Source organism: Lysobacter sp. MMG2, from assembly GCF_016735495.2.
GTDB lineage: Bacteria > Pseudomonadota > Gammaproteobacteria > Xanthomonadales > Xanthomonadaceae > Lysobacter_J.
This window is the reverse complement of the sequence record NZ_JAERQY020000002.1, coordinates 1-13,536: the sequence shown is the minus strand read 5'-3', so window position 1 is coordinate 13,536 and position 13,536 is coordinate 1. Positions and strand designations below refer to the sequence as shown.

The 13,536-nt window shown below is 66.7% G+C and carries 12 protein-coding genes; 9 read left to right on the top strand and 3 right to left on the bottom strand.

Annotation, left to right across the window (positions count from 1 at the left end; all coding sequences use genetic code 11):
- Positions 1–37 precede the first annotated feature (37 nt).
- Positions 38–355, bottom strand: coding sequence for a PAAR domain-containing protein (locus JI752_RS08000; protein WP_216961957.1), 318 nt, complete (start codon positions 353–355; stop codon positions 38–40).
- A 213-nt stretch (positions 356–568) separates the two neighbouring features.
- On the opposite strand from JI752_RS08000, the gene JI752_RS07995 reads away from it, so the two are divergent.
- Together JI752_RS07995 and JI752_RS07990 are read left to right on the top strand one after the other, a co-directional pair.
- A complete protein-coding gene (locus JI752_RS07995; protein WP_216961954.1) occupies positions 569–1,492 on the top strand; it encodes a M14 family metallocarboxypeptidase in 924 nt (307 codons plus the stop codon).
- A 76-nt stretch (positions 1,493–1,568) separates the two neighbouring features.
- On the top strand, positions 1,569–2,669 hold the full coding sequence (locus JI752_RS07990; protein WP_216961951.1) for a Gfo/Idh/MocA family oxidoreductase: 1,101 nt from the start codon (positions 1,569–1,571) through the stop codon (positions 2,667–2,669).
- Between the two features lie 326 nt (positions 2,670–2,995).
- Here the strand turns inward: JI752_RS07990 and JI752_RS07985 are convergent, their stop codons facing one another.
- Positions 2,996–3,964, bottom strand: coding sequence for a hypothetical protein (locus JI752_RS07985; protein ID WP_216961948.1), 969 nt, complete (start codon positions 3,962–3,964; stop codon positions 2,996–2,998).
- Positions 3,965–4,052: 88 nt separating this feature from the next.
- On the opposite strand from JI752_RS07985, the gene JI752_RS07980 reads away from it, so the two are divergent.
- Both JI752_RS07980 and JI752_RS07975 read left to right on the top strand, forming a co-directional pair.
- On the top strand, positions 4,053–5,213 hold the full coding sequence (locus JI752_RS07980) for a glycoside hydrolase family 18 protein (RefSeq protein WP_216961946.1): 1,161 nt from the start codon (positions 4,053–4,055) through the stop codon (positions 5,211–5,213).
- A 27-nt stretch (positions 5,214–5,240) separates the two neighbouring features.
- Positions 5,241–5,594, top strand: coding sequence for a hypothetical protein (locus JI752_RS07975; protein WP_216961943.1), 354 nt, complete (start codon positions 5,241–5,243; stop codon positions 5,592–5,594).
- 21 nt (positions 5,595–5,615) lie between these two features.
- Here the strand turns inward: JI752_RS07975 and JI752_RS07970 are convergent, their stop codons facing one another.
- Entirely contained in the window at positions 5,616–6,251 is a 636-nt protein-coding gene (locus tag JI752_RS07970; RefSeq protein WP_216961940.1) for a DUF4136 domain-containing protein, read from the bottom strand.
- A gap of 230 nt (positions 6,252–6,481) precedes the next feature.
- Here JI752_RS07970 and JI752_RS07965 point away from each other — a divergent pair, with 230 nt between their 5' ends.
- The 5 genes from JI752_RS07965 to JI752_RS07945 all read left to right on the top strand — a co-directional run.
- Entirely contained in the window at positions 6,482–7,207 is a 726-nt protein-coding gene (locus JI752_RS07965; protein WP_216961937.1) for a hypothetical protein, read from the top strand.
- 370 nt (positions 7,208–7,577) lie between these two features.
- Positions 7,578–9,692 carry a type VI secretion system tip protein TssI/VgrG gene (gene tssI / locus JI752_RS07960; RefSeq protein ID WP_216961933.1) on the top strand — a complete coding sequence of 705 codons (2,115 nt, stop codon included), beginning with the start codon at positions 7,578–7,580 and terminating at the stop codon, positions 9,690–9,692.
- A complete protein-coding gene (locus tag JI752_RS07955; protein ID WP_216961930.1) occupies positions 9,689–10,561 on the top strand; it encodes a DUF4123 domain-containing protein in 873 nt (290 codons plus the stop codon). Before tssI ends, JI752_RS07955 begins: the two co-directional genes overlap by 4 nt.
- Before the next feature lie 33 nt (positions 10,562–10,594).
- On the top strand, positions 10,595–13,237 hold the full coding sequence (locus JI752_RS07950) for a T6SS effector BTH_I2691 family protein (RefSeq protein ID WP_216961928.1): 2,643 nt from the start codon (positions 10,595–10,597) through the stop codon (positions 13,235–13,237).
- On the top strand, positions 13,237–13,536 hold a 300-nt coding region (locus JI752_RS07945; RefSeq protein WP_216961926.1), incomplete at its 3' end, for a hypothetical protein. The genes JI752_RS07950 and JI752_RS07945, both read left to right, overlap by 1 nt.

Genomic DNA, 13,536 nt, shown 5'->3' with positions numbered 1-13,536 from the left:
GGACGTGTGCGCTCGGCCCGCGATCAGGGCCGTTCCCTCACGACGGCCCGGTCGTGTCCGACGCCGTGTTTTCCTCGGCCACTTCCACCGACACCAGCCGCTGCTTGCGCGACACCAGGCGATGGCCGCAGGCGAGCGCCGCGCCGTCATAAGCGACCCGGAGGTTGCCGAAGTAGATGGCGCCCTCCAATACCGTGGTGCGGCCGCACTGGCCGCAGGTGACGGCGTGTCCGGGGCAGGTCACCGCCCGCAGGCCGCCGTCCGTGCACGCGACCCGGACATCGGGCAGTCCTTCGATCGTCTGCCCGCCCGCGGTGGTGGTGTCACCGACGACGATGATGTAACGCTTCGGCATTGCGCTTTCCCCGAGTGAACTGGCGCTAGTTGCCGGTGATGCAAAGAGAGTGGCAATGTGACTTTGTCTGACGTGAAGGGGCGACGCGGCCGGCCGGAATTGTCGATGGCCGGACGGTTTCGGTCGCAACCTTTGGTCCGATGCCAACCGGCGGTTTGCATCGGCGCGCCTGCTAAAGTGCGGCCTCGCCCTGCTACCGAGTGTTTCCGCGCCATGACCATGACTGTCATCCCGTATCCCATCGGCACACCCGGAACGCCCTGGGGCGCCGCGGAGAAGGCGGCGTGGCTGGCGCGGCAGGTGCGCCAGCGCAGCTATGCCGACGAGGTGGTCCGGGCCATCGACGGCCTGCGCGCGGACTTCGACGTGGTCGAGTACGGCCGGCTGGACTACGGCGACGAGCACTTCCCGCTGCTGGCAATCAGGAACCGCGACTGGGACGACGCCCTTCCCGTCGCCCTGGTCACCGGCGGCGTGCACGGCTACGAGACCAGCGGCGTGCACGGCGCGCTGCGGTTCGTGGCGCTGCACGCCAGGGAGTTCGCCGGCCGGGCGAACCTGCTGGTGGCGCCGTGCATCAGTCCGTGGGGTTACGAACGCATCCACCGCTGGAATCCCGATGCGATCGACCCCAACCGTTCCTTCCGCGACGACAGCCCGGCGCAGGAATCGGCGGCCCTGATGCGCCTGGTCGCGCCGGTGCGCGATCGCGTGCTGCTGCACATCGACCTGCACGAGACCACCGACACCGACGAGACCGAGTTCCGCCCCGCGCTGGCCGCGCGCGACGGCAAGCCCTTCCAGCCCGACGGCGTGCCGGACGGGTTCTACCTGGTGGACGACAGCGAGCACCCGCAGCCGGCGTTCCAGCAGGCGGTGATCGAGGCGGTGGCGAAGGTCACGCACATCGCACCGGCCGACGCGCAGGGGCGCATCATCGGATCGGACGTGGTCGCACCGGGCGTCATCGAATACCCGCTGCGCAAGCTCGGCCTGTGCGCCGGCGTCACCGACGCGCGCTACAAGACCACCACCGAGGTCTATCCCGACAGCCCGCGCGCCACGCCGGAGCAGTGCAACGCCGCGCAGGCGGCGGCGGTGTGCGCGGCGCTGGAGTACGCGCTGGCGCACCGGTAGCGGTTCGCGTTACACGCGCGGCGCATGGCGTCGCGCGCAGGCAGTGCATCGATCCTTTCTTCGAGCGAGTCACGCCATGCCCGATCCTTCCCGCCGCAGGTTCCTCACCGAAACCGCCGTCGCGCTGGCCGCCGCGCCCTTCATCAGCACGAGCGTCACGCGCGCCCGCGCGCAGGAAGCCCGCAAGCTCGGCGTGGCCGTGTGCGGCCTGGGCCGGCTGAGCGAACACCAGATCGCGCCCGCGCTGGCGAAGACGAAGCATTGCCGGCTGGCGGGCATCGTCACCGGCACGCCGGCCAAGGCCGAAGCGTGGAAGGCGAAGTACGGCCTGCCCGCCACCAGCGTGTACGGCTACGACACGATGCACCGGATGGCCGACAACCCGGACATCGACATCGTCTACGTCGTCACGCCCAACGCCCTGCACGCGCAGCACACCATTGCGGCGGCGAAGGCCGGCAAGCACGTGTTTTGCGAGAAGCCGCTGGAGATCTCCGTCGAGCGCTGCCAGCAGATGATCGACGCCTGCAAGCAGGCCGGCCGCCTGCTCGGCACGGCGTATCGCTGCCAGTACGACCCGCATCACCTGGAGTGCATCCGCCTGGTGCGCGAGGAGGTGTTCGGCAAGCCGACGATCCTGCAGGCGGGGTTCGCCATCAACGTGGGCAATCCGGGGCAGTGGCGCCTGCAGCGGGCGCTGGCCGGCGGCGGTGCGTTGATGGACGTGGGCATCTACGCCTTGCAGGCCACGCGCTACCTCACGGGCGAGGAACCGGTGATGGTGTCGGCGCAGGAGACCAAGACCGATCTTCGCCGCTTCGCCGAAGTCGACGAAAGCATGGTGTGGACGACGAAGTTCCCCAGCGGCGTCGTGGCGTATTGCAGCACCAGCTACAAGGCGGGCGGCATCCAGAATCTGCGTGTGAATGCCGAGCGCGGCTGGTTCGAACTCGATCCGGCGTTCTTCTACGACGGCAACCACGGGCGTCGCAGCGACGGCAAGGAGATCCGGTTTCCGGAGATCGACCTGTTCGCCGCGGAGATGGACGACTTCGCGCGTTGCGTGCTGGAACAGCGGCCGAGCAAGGTGTCCGGCGAGGAAGGGATGCGCGATGTTCGGATCATGCAGGCGATCTACGAGTCGGCGCGGACGGGTCGGGCGGTGACGTTGGGGTGATCGGCGTGGGCGTAGCCTTGATTCCCGCCGGCCTGGGCCGCGGGAAGACCCGTGATGCAGGAATGACAGCTGAAGGCGCTTTCAAGAGGCGCTGTCATTCCCGCGAAGGCGGGCTCCGCTCCACTTCGGCGGAGCCGAACATCCAACTGTCTGAACTTCATGCTCTCCGTAGAGCAGAACTGGTGCTGCAAGTTGGATCCCCGCCTTCGCGGGGATGACAGCTCAGGAGGTCGCGATCTTCAGGCAGATCTCCCTACTGCCCTTACGCCACCCCTTCTCAGCGCACTTCCTTCGGCCACCGGTGGAAGTGGGGCTCTCGAAGCGCGTTAGGTCCCTTCTTCTTCCTCTTCCTCGTCGTTCCCACGCCACCACGCGTGGCTCTCCACTCGCTCCGGCGGCGCGTGATCCGGCGTTTCGATGCCGTCGATGCGACGTCCCGGCCCGCGTGAGACCCACTCTTCCAGCAGACGCACCACGGCCGCCTTGCCCTGCGCGCCGATGCCGAGGTTGCGTTCGGCGTTCCATCCGTCCGCTTTCGACTCGCCCGTTTCGTCGTGATCGTGCGGCGTGCCGTAGCTGCAACGCAGGCAGTAGTGCACCAGCGAGCTCGTCCAGTCTTCCACGTAGCCGATGCCGGGCAGCGTGGCCTCGGTCAGGTCATTGAGATCCTCAGGCGTCGCGCAGTGCACGAAGGCCACGAACGTGCGGAACTCCGACGACGCCAGCGTGTCGAGCGCGTTGAACACCGGCGCCGTGCGGTCGCCGTTGCCGGTGCGGCGCCGGCCGGTGGGGGCGCCGTCGTGCAGGACGATGTCGAACAGACGGTGGCCGCTCTCCGGCAGCGGCACGTTGAGCAATCGCGCGCGCACGATGTCGATGCGCCGGGCCCACACGGTTTCGCCACGGCCCCAGGCATTCAGGCGGATGCTGACCAGGCCAAAGTCGCTTTCGATGGGACCGTCGCCTTCGGGTATGCCGATGCCGCATTGCGTCCACTGGTTGCGCGCCTGCGCCCAGTCGCCCAGCGCGGTGGCGGCGATGCCGGCGTTCCAGGCCATGCTTTCGTCGAAGCCGCCCTTCAAGGCCTGCGCGCGCAGGTTGTGGTGCAGGCTGTCGGACCACTCGCGCAGGTACTTGTGCGCCAGTCCCTTCATGTAATGCAGGTGCACGGCGTCGGGCTGATGTTCAAGCAGTTCGCCGAACTGCTGCGCGGCCAGCGTCAGTTCGCCGCGGCCGAAGGCCTCGTAGGCCTGCTTTTCGAGGGTTGTCGTCTCGGACGGATCAAAGGCGGTCATGCGCATCCCCATGCATTGGCCGAAAGCATAGCGTGCACCGGCCCGCAGGGCGGGTATCGTGGCGCTCTCCCGCACACGAGACGACCGCATGCTCCGCCCGACCCTGGCCGCCATCGCGCTTCTCCTTGCCGGCGTGGCCGGCGCCGGCCATGCGGCCGAGCCGATCATCGGCGCCTATTACCCCGGCGGTTCCGCCGCGCGCTATCCGGTATCGAAGATTCCCGCCGACACCGTCACGCATGTGTTCTACGCCTTCGCGCGCATCGAGGACGGGCGCTGCGTGGTCGCGCCGGACGCGGCCGCGCATTTCAAGGCGTTGGCGGAGTTGAAGCGCCGGCATCCGAAGTTGCGCACGCTGATCTCCATCGGCGGCTGGGAAGCCGGTGGCTTCTCCGATGCGGCGCTCACGGCGGAAAGCCGCGAGCGCTTCGTGTCCTCGTGCATGGCAATGTTCTTCGACACCCACCGCGGCAGCTTCGACGGCGTCGACATCGACTGGGAATTCCCGGTGTACGGCGGGCCGAAGGAGATCACCGCGCGACCGGAGGATCGTCGCAACATGACGCTGCTGGCGCAGGAGTTCCGCGTCCAGCTCGACAAGAGGGGCGCGCAGGACGGAAAGACATTCCTGCTCACGGCCGCATTGCCGGCCGGGCGCATGCAGTCCGACGGCCCCTACGATCCGGCGCGCAGTTTCGACCTCGCCGCGCTGGGCCGCACGCTGGATTTCATCAACCTGATGACCTACGACATGGGCACGGCATTCTCGACCGTGTCCACGTTCAACGCACCGCTGCGCGAAGTGCCGCAGGATCCGTTGCCGGCGGAACTGCGCCGTTACAACAACGTCGAAGGCGCGGTGGAGTTCTACCGCGCGCACGGCGTGAGCGCCGACAAGCTGGTGCTGGGCGTGCCGTTCTACGGCCGCGGTTTCCGTGTGAAGGACGCGGATAACGACGGCCTCTACCGGCCCTACACCGAGCCCTATGCCGCCGGCGACTGGCGCGAGATCCGCGCGAAGCTGCTCGACAACCCGAAGTGGAAGCGCCACTGGCATCCCGTCGCGCAGACGCCGTATCTGTTCAACGCGGACGAGTGCGTGTTCGTCAGTTACGAAGATCCCGAATCGATCGGCCTGCGTTCGCAACTGGCGAAAGAGCACGGCCTGCGTGGCGTCTTCATGTGGGAGCTCACGGGCGACGACGAGCAGCACAGTCTGCTGAAGGCGATGGCGCAGCCGTTCAAGTGAGGCGGGCGCGCTCGCAGTGAAACGCGCGTGAAGTCGGGATCGCGGCACGGGGCGCACAATGACGCCCCCGCGAACGAGGCGGCCTTCATGTCCGAGCACCCCGATGACACCGCGACCCTGCAGGCGTTGCTCGATCGCCTGGTGAAGTTCCGCCTGCCGCGCGCGATGGCGCTGAAAAAGCGCGTCGATGCCGGCGAACGAATCACCGACGCCGACCTGGACTTCATGAAGCGGGCGCTGGAGGACGCGCAGGACGGGCAGCATTTCGTCGCGCGCAACCCGGAGTTCCACGCGCTCGGCGCGCAGCTCGTGCAGCTCTACGAGCACATCGTGGATAAGGCCACGGAAAACGAGAAGAACGCCCAATCCAAAGACGGTTGAGCGTCCGCCAACACCGCGCGCTTACTTCGACGGCGCCTTGGGCAACGAGGCCAGCGTCTGCGTCGCCACGGTGTCCAGGTTCACCGCGCCGGCGCCCTTGGCCTTCACCGAGCCGCGATAAAGCGCGCGCCACAGCACGCGGATGTCGGAGGGCTGGATCGCCTCGATCTGCAGGCCGCCCTCGACCGTGTCGACGGTCTTCACCTTGAACGTCGGCACGCCACCGGCGCCGTGTTCGACCAGTTGCGAACAGCCGCCGTGCCCGCATTCCAGCGCGCTCTCGCGGATGCTGCCGCCCTGCGACCTGGTTTCCTTCACGCTCGTCTGCTGCACATCGCGAACACCGACGCGGTAAGCGAAGGCGAGGTCGGCCTTGCGCACGTCGTCGATGCGGCGATAGCCCTTCGCTTGCAGGGCCTTGTTCAACGCTGCTTCCAGCCGCGCGCGCAGTGCCGGGTCCTGCACGCGCTGGTCGAACTCCGCGCTCAGCTGCGCGGGCATCGGCACCCAGGCGTAGGTCGGGCCGGGAAGCGAAGCGGCGGGTTTGGAGACCTCGACGGACGACGTGGGCTGCTTGCGCGATTGCGCGTCGGCGGGCGAAGCAAGCGAGGCGATCAGCGTGCTGCAGGCGAGCGCGATGGCGAGCGTTCTCATCATGACGGCCTTCCCCGGGCGGTGGCGATGGCCGTCATCGTGGTGGCGGGGGCATTAGGGCGGCGTGAGGTGTGGGGCTGTGCATGCGGACATACCCCTCTCCCTGGCCGCCTTCGGCGGCCTGTCCCTCTCCCGCAAGGGGAGAGGGAGGTCTCATGCGCGCGCCGTCGCCCCATCCACGACACGCCCGCGCACGATGCGCTAGCGTGTCCGAAGCAGGCACGGGAGGCCCCATGCGCAACCTGGATTTCAGTTCCTGGCAGGCGGTGCTGTCCACGCTGATCGGGCTGGCGGTGATCACGCTGATCGGCGTGGGCATCCGCCTGATCGTGATGCAGATCGTGCAGGCACGACGTGAGCGCGAGAACCGCCAGATCAACGAGCGCCTGCGCACGCTCATCGCGGCCTACAAGACGCTGGGCGGTTCCTTCACCGGCAACCTAGCGGTCGATCCCACCCACCTGCGCGACCTGCAACGGCGTGGCACGGACGCCACGCCTGGCGTGGAGCCCGGCAGCGCGGAACTGACGTGGCCGAGCTCGGACCGCTCGCGCCGTATCCGCGATGCGGTCGAAGGCGCACTGTCGGACATCCTGCTGCTGGGCACCGACGAACAGGTGCGCCTGGCCGCGCGCGCGGCGGAGGACCTCGTCGCCGGAAGGCAGGTGCACACGGCCGAACTCGTCGTCTCGCTGCGCGACTTCATCCGCGGTGTGCTCGACCTGGATCCCGTGCCGGCGAACCTCGACATCCCGCGACAGGGCCCCGCGCGCCCGTCGTCCAGCACCAAGGGAAAAGGCGAGGGCGCGAAGGAAGACCGACAGGGCGGTCGCGGCGGTGGCGGAGGAATGGGCGGCGGCATGGGCGGCGGCATGGGCGGCGGGCTGGCCGCCGGCGGCCTCGGCATGGGGCTGGGCGCGGGCCTCGCCGACGAAACGCAGGACGACGGCAGCCGTTAGCCCGGCAGCGCCTCCACGGCGGCGATCACCACGTTGCGTCCTTGAGCCTTCGCTCGCTAAAGCGCGGTCGGCCGCTGCGTTCAGGTTCACAAAGTTGCATCGTTCGGCGGCCACGGCGCCCCGACCTTGGCGAGCACCTGGAGTCAGCCCCCGCGTCTGCTCCCTACTTCACCCCGAGACGGGCCGCGACCAGCCTGCATCGCGAACGTTCGTCGAGGCGATGAGCATTGCGATCGAGTAAGGCCGGACATGCTGCGTACGTGTGTGCGCTCAGAAGATGGGGAACGAACTCGAGCGGCACGCACCGAAGACTCTTTCGTGTTGAGCAGCGTGCTGATCACCACGCACATTCTGGCCCTTGCCTCCATGGATGATCGCAATGCCGATGCAGTCGGACCTTCGCTTTCGACTCGCCGTCCCCGACGGCCCCGACCTGGATGTCGTCCGGTTTGAACTGGAGGAAAGTGTCTCTCAGCCTTTCCGACTGGAACTGGACCTGTCCAGCTTCAACGACGCCATCGACACCAACACATTGTTGGACCACGAGGCCACCTTCACCATAGAGCGTGACGGCATCGCCGAACGCACCGTCGTCGGTATCGTCACCGCGTTCGAGACGGACGAAACGGGTTTCCAACGCACCCGTTATCGCGCCGTCGTCGAATCGCCGCTCGCGCGACTCGCGTTGAGGCATAACAGCCGCATCTTCCAGCAGGTCAACGCGACCGAGATCCTGGCGACGCTGTTGAAGGAACATCGCGTGGTCGGCACGCGCACCGCCTATGTCGGCCACCATGAGGCCCGGGAATATGCCGTCCAGTACCGGGAGCTGGACAGCGCGTTCCTGCACCGGCTGGCGACCGAAGAAGGCATCGTCCATTGGCACGAAGTCGTCAATGGTCAATCCACCCTGGTGCTGAGCGACAAGATCGATAGCGCGCCGGCGCTTGAGGGCACGGTGCTCTACCAACCCGCTCCGGCGGGCGACGCGCCCGGCCCACACCTGTGGCACTTCGGCTATCGCCGGCAGCTCGCGCCGACGCGCGCCACGAGCCGGGAGTACACCTTCAAGAATCCCCGATACGACCTGGAGCACCAGGCCAAGGCATGGGCCTCCGAGAACGCCATTGGCGATTACGAACACTACGATTACGCCGATCGCTACAAGCGCGATGAAGCCGGCAAACCGTTCACACGCACCCGCCTGTCGGGCCTGCGCAACGCAGCCGAGCATGCGCGGATCGAGGGCGACGATGCCCGCCTGTGGCCGGGTCTGGCGTTCGACCTGGCCGGCCATCCGACGGCCCGTTTGAATGACCGCTGGCGCGTCGTGTCCATGCGCCATGCGGGTGAACAGGCAACCAGCCAGGAAGCCGACGGCTTTGGCGCCGAGCACGGCACACGTTATCGCTTCGAGGCCACCGTGGTCCCGGCGCATTACGACTGGAAACCGGAACCCGCGCCGCGCCCGGTCGTGGACGGCCCGCAGATCGCGCACGTCGTCGGCCCCGAAGGTGAGGAGATCCACTGCGACGAACACGGCCGTGTCCAGGTCTGGTTCCCCTGGGATCGCCAAGGCCCGCGGGAGAACGCAACCTGTTGGATACGCGTGAGCCAGGGCTGGGCCGGCACGATGTACGGCTTCATGGCGCTGCCGCGCATCGGGCACGAGGTGATCGTCAGCTTCCTGGAAGGTGACCCGGACCAGCCCATCGTCACCGGCCGTGCCTATCACGCTGCGAACCGTCCCCCGTACGAGCTGCCGCACCACAAGACACGCACGACATTCAAGACGCAGACGCACAAGGGCGAGGGCTACAACGAGCTTCGCTTCGAAGACGAAGCCGGACAGGAAGAGATCTTCGTCCACGCGCAGAAGGACCAGAACATCGTCGTCGAGCACGACGAGACGACGAGGGTGGGGCATGACCGCAGCGAGGACGTCGGCAACGACGAAGCCATCGCCATCGGTCATGACCGCAAGGAATCGGTCGGCAACGATGAGACGCTGAGCATCGGTCAGGACCGCCGCGAGACGCTGGGCCGCGACCACGTCATCGACATCGGCCGCAGCCGCCACGTCACCATCGCCAAGGACCTGATCGAAGACATCGGCAACGTCCGCATCGAAAAGACCGCAACCGATCGCAAAGCCGAAACCGGCGGGCATTACGAGCATCGCGTCCAAGGACGTATCACTGTTGAAGCGGGCGAGGCCATCACGCAACGCACACAACTGTCTGAACTGGACGGAGCCGAGCGTATTGTCCTGCGCGGTCCTGGCGGCACGATCACGATCGACGGCAGCGGAATCCGCGTCGAGGCGCTTGAAATTCGCCTCAAAGGACCGGTGAGGATAGAAGGCGGTGGCGCCGGTAACAACTTTGCGATCAGCGGCTCGCCGAAAGAACCCATCTGTCTGGAATGCCTGCTCAAGGCGATTGCCGCCCGGCAAGGCGTGGTGAAGTTTGGAGGTGGCGCATGAGCACGTTGCGCAGCCGCCTCAATGTCGATCTGGTCGAACACCCGCAGTCGCGCCCGGCGCTTCTGATCGAGGCCGGTGTGTTGTCGCCGCCCCAATGCGAGCAGTTGCACGCCAACCCAAAGGTTTCGCTGCATCCGCTGCTGACACAGCCGGAGTACACCAATCTGCGCGAGCACGGCCCGATGCTGGTCGCCTGGGATGCGCGCGGCGGCGACAACCTCGACGAGCTGGAGGCCTTGAACTCCCTCGCCCGCCATGCGTTGCAACCCGCGCTGTGCGGCTGGCTGGTGTCGACGTGCCCGCCGGAGCAACTGGCGCAACATCTGGCGCAGGCCAACCGCATGATGGGCCCGGACGGCGACGACTACCTACTGCGTTACCACGTCCCGCATGTACTCGACGCGTTGTCCCGGCGCGATGTCGCCTGGTCGCAGGCCTTCTTCGCCCCACTGGTCGTGTGGTGGTGGCGCGTGCCGTCACCGCAGGACAACCGCGCCGCATGGCGCAGCCATCGCGGCCTGGCGCGACCGCAGCCGGTCACGTTGCCGCCGCTGCATCCCGATCCCGCACTGTGGAGTGCGTTGCTCGGCGACGATCTTGAAGCCCACCTGATATTGCACAGTCTGGAGCAGTTCACGCCGTCGGTGTTCGCCGTCGACTGCCCCGGCGAGCGTTTGAGCCAGGTGGCCCACCTGTTGAGCCAAGTGAGCGTCCATGGCCTGACGCGCGAAGAGGATCGTTTCGACTACGTGTTGTGGTGTCTGACGCAACCTGCCGCTCCCGAGCGTCTGCCGCGATGGCCGCAGGCGCTGGCGGCTGCGCAGGCGGGCGGTGCACGTCTGGCCCAGACCCTGATGACCATGAACTGAGGCGCCCCCATGGATACCCCCAATCACGAACAAATGCGTGCCTACCTCGAACAGGCCGACCGGCTGGGATGTTTGAACACATCGCGCACCGGATGTACCCCACCGCTGGTGGTGCTGCCCTTGCGTTATGCCGTGGTGGGGCTGGACGAGAACGACCCGGCGCAGGCCGGATTGCCGCTGCTGCCGGCGCAGCTGGCCCTGGGACTGCCCCGCCTGCAGCGCGCCCGCTACGTGGTACGCACGCTGCGCGCCGGCTACCTGTATGTGTTCCACAAGCAACGTGGGCAGTGGCATGTGAAGCCGATGCAGATGGGCGACAACGGCCGCATGTGGACCTACCACCCGGATGCGCCGCCGCCGGCCAATGCGTTGGCAGGGATGCATCAGGCATTGCAGCGGCAGGCGCCCGACGGGAGCGGAAAATCGCAGATCGGCGCGACGCTCGAATTTGGCGCCCCGGACCAATACGAGGAAGTGCGCCTGCTGTACACGCCGGACCCGCTGACGTCGGTCATGCAGGAGCGTTACCGCACCGAGTCCGCGCTGCGCGACACCCTGCAGTGGCTCAACGTGCGTCAGCAGGCCAACAAGTACAAACCGCACCTGGACACGCTGGCATCGGAGCAGATCGGCGAGATGGTGCTGGATTACCGCCTTCGCACCGGCAAAGTCGTCGTGCCGTATTCCGCGCCCGGTGAAGCGCGGCCGCCGTTCGCCGCCGAAGCCGAAGCGGCATTGCGCAAGCAGCTGTATCCGCTGGACGACCGCTTCCTGCCGCCCGCGACGACGGTGCAGATGGGCATCGTGCTGCACGACCCGATCGGCATCACACAGGAGTTGAACGCCTGGCGCAATGCGGCGACCGAGCAACTGAAGGACTGGTTGGAGTACGAGAACAAGGCCGGCGTCAGCAACGAACGGCTGGTGACCACGGCGCAGGCGTTCGGCCAGGTGCGCGAGTTGTTCCAGCAGCGGCGTGCGGCGATCGCGAGCCAGCACGAGATCGACATCGAGCGGGCCCGCGTGATGGACCCGGGCATAGCGCGCGGCCGTGGCGCGGTGCTGAACGATGCAGAGGAGCGCACCTGGAACGAACAGGCCGAAGCGTACCTGCACGAGCACGCACAGGTCGTCACGGCGAAGTACCGGCAGAAGATGGAAGCGGGCGAATACGCGCGCGTATTCGAGACCCGCTACGCCAAGTCGGTGAAGACCGACCGGATGCGGAGCAACCTGGACTTGTTCGCGCAGCAGGGCGAAGCCGCGCAGAAACTGGCCGACAGGCGCGCGCCGGATCATCGGACGTGGCTGCAAAGCGCGCAGTTGCACAACGCGCTGGACGCCTACGACGACGCCGACACCGGTAGCGGCTGGTGCTTCGCCCACCAGACCGGGCTGTGCGTGATGGGCCTGGACGGCGACGCGGACGGCGCCAAGCTGCTGGACGCGTGGTGGAGCGCCCCGCAGACCGATCGTCCCAACCTGGCGCTGCGTGGGATCACGCTGAACCAGGCGCACATCCAGCAGGCGCTGGCGCAGACGATCGAGCGGGCGAAGCCGCCGGACACGGTCGGCCAGACCCTGGATGCGATGCAGAGCGCGCTGAAGCAATCGAGCGATCTGTTGACGCAGTTCGGCGCGGCGGACGCTTACCTGGACACGGTGTCGACCTACTCACCGGTGCAGAAGGCTGGTGCGCTGGCATGGGTGGGCAGCCTGGGCCGGCAGGTGTTGCGCACGAGCGCGCCGAACTTCGCCGACAGAGCCCTGAACCACTGCATGAGCGTGCTGCTGGCGGCGCTATTGGGCCCGCAAGCGGTGGAGATGCGCCTGGCCGAGCACGCCCGGGCTGGACGCGCACCGGCCCCGGGTCGCGTGCGGCAGCCGGTGATGCGAGCCCTGGAAAAGCGCTTCGTCGACAACGTGACCAACGCGCACAAGAACGACTTCTACAAGGTGCGTGCGGGAGGCGTGTTGTTGTTCCTGCAAGCCGGGTTGCTGCTGATGCAGGGGCGCCAGTACGAGGAGCAGAGCCCGGGACGGTTCTGGTCGGAATTTGTTGCCGGTGGGCTGGCTGCGGCGGGCGCCGGTCACGAACTGCTGGCGGTGGGCACCGAGCATGTGCTGGCCACGACCGCGAAGGACAGCGTGGCCCATCGCGGGGCGCAGATCAGCCTGGGGCGGTTCCGGCTGTGGGGTGCGACGCTGTCGGGTGTGGCGGGAGTGGTGAGTATTGGGTGGGATATGGGGGATGCAAGCAAGAGTTTCAGTCAGAGCAAGTCGGCCCTTGGTACTGCATATACGGTTCGTGTTCTTGCCACCGGCGCGCTAATCCTCGGTCAAGGCGGCGCGGCGTTCGCTGTTGCTGGACCGCTGTTTAAGTGGCTGGCGGATACCACTGAACATGCTGGGCGGCGAGCAGGGTTCTTGAGACTTGCTGGGTTGTCCAGCCGCCTGGCCGCCAACGATGCGGCCATGCTGCTACTAGGGCGAATGACGTTCTACGGCACGGTGATCATTACCGTGGCGACCATCGCGATAGCGATCTTCGACGATGACGCACTGGAGAAATGGTGCGACCGCTGCTGCTACCGGCTGCGTGACGATACGAAGTTGTACTCGTCGATGGAGGATGAGCTGGGTGATCTGTTTGGCACATTGGAGGAGATCGCCTGATGTATTACGCAGAATGGTTGTGGTGGTACGGGGCAACGGAGAGCGCGGAAAGTCGCGCGGCTGCGAAGAAGGCCAAGCAGGACTACAAGCCAGATTTGTATGAGAACGAGCTTGAAGAGGAATTGGTCAACTCGCATAGCAGTGTGAGCGAAACCCCCCAACTGCGTAACCCGGTGTGTAGCGTCCTCGAAAATTCGATCCAGTTGGAAGTAGAGTTTCCCCAGAAGGAGCTCTGCATGAAGAAGTCGAAATTCACCGAGGAACAGATCGTCCGGATCCTGAAAGAGGTTGAAGCCGGC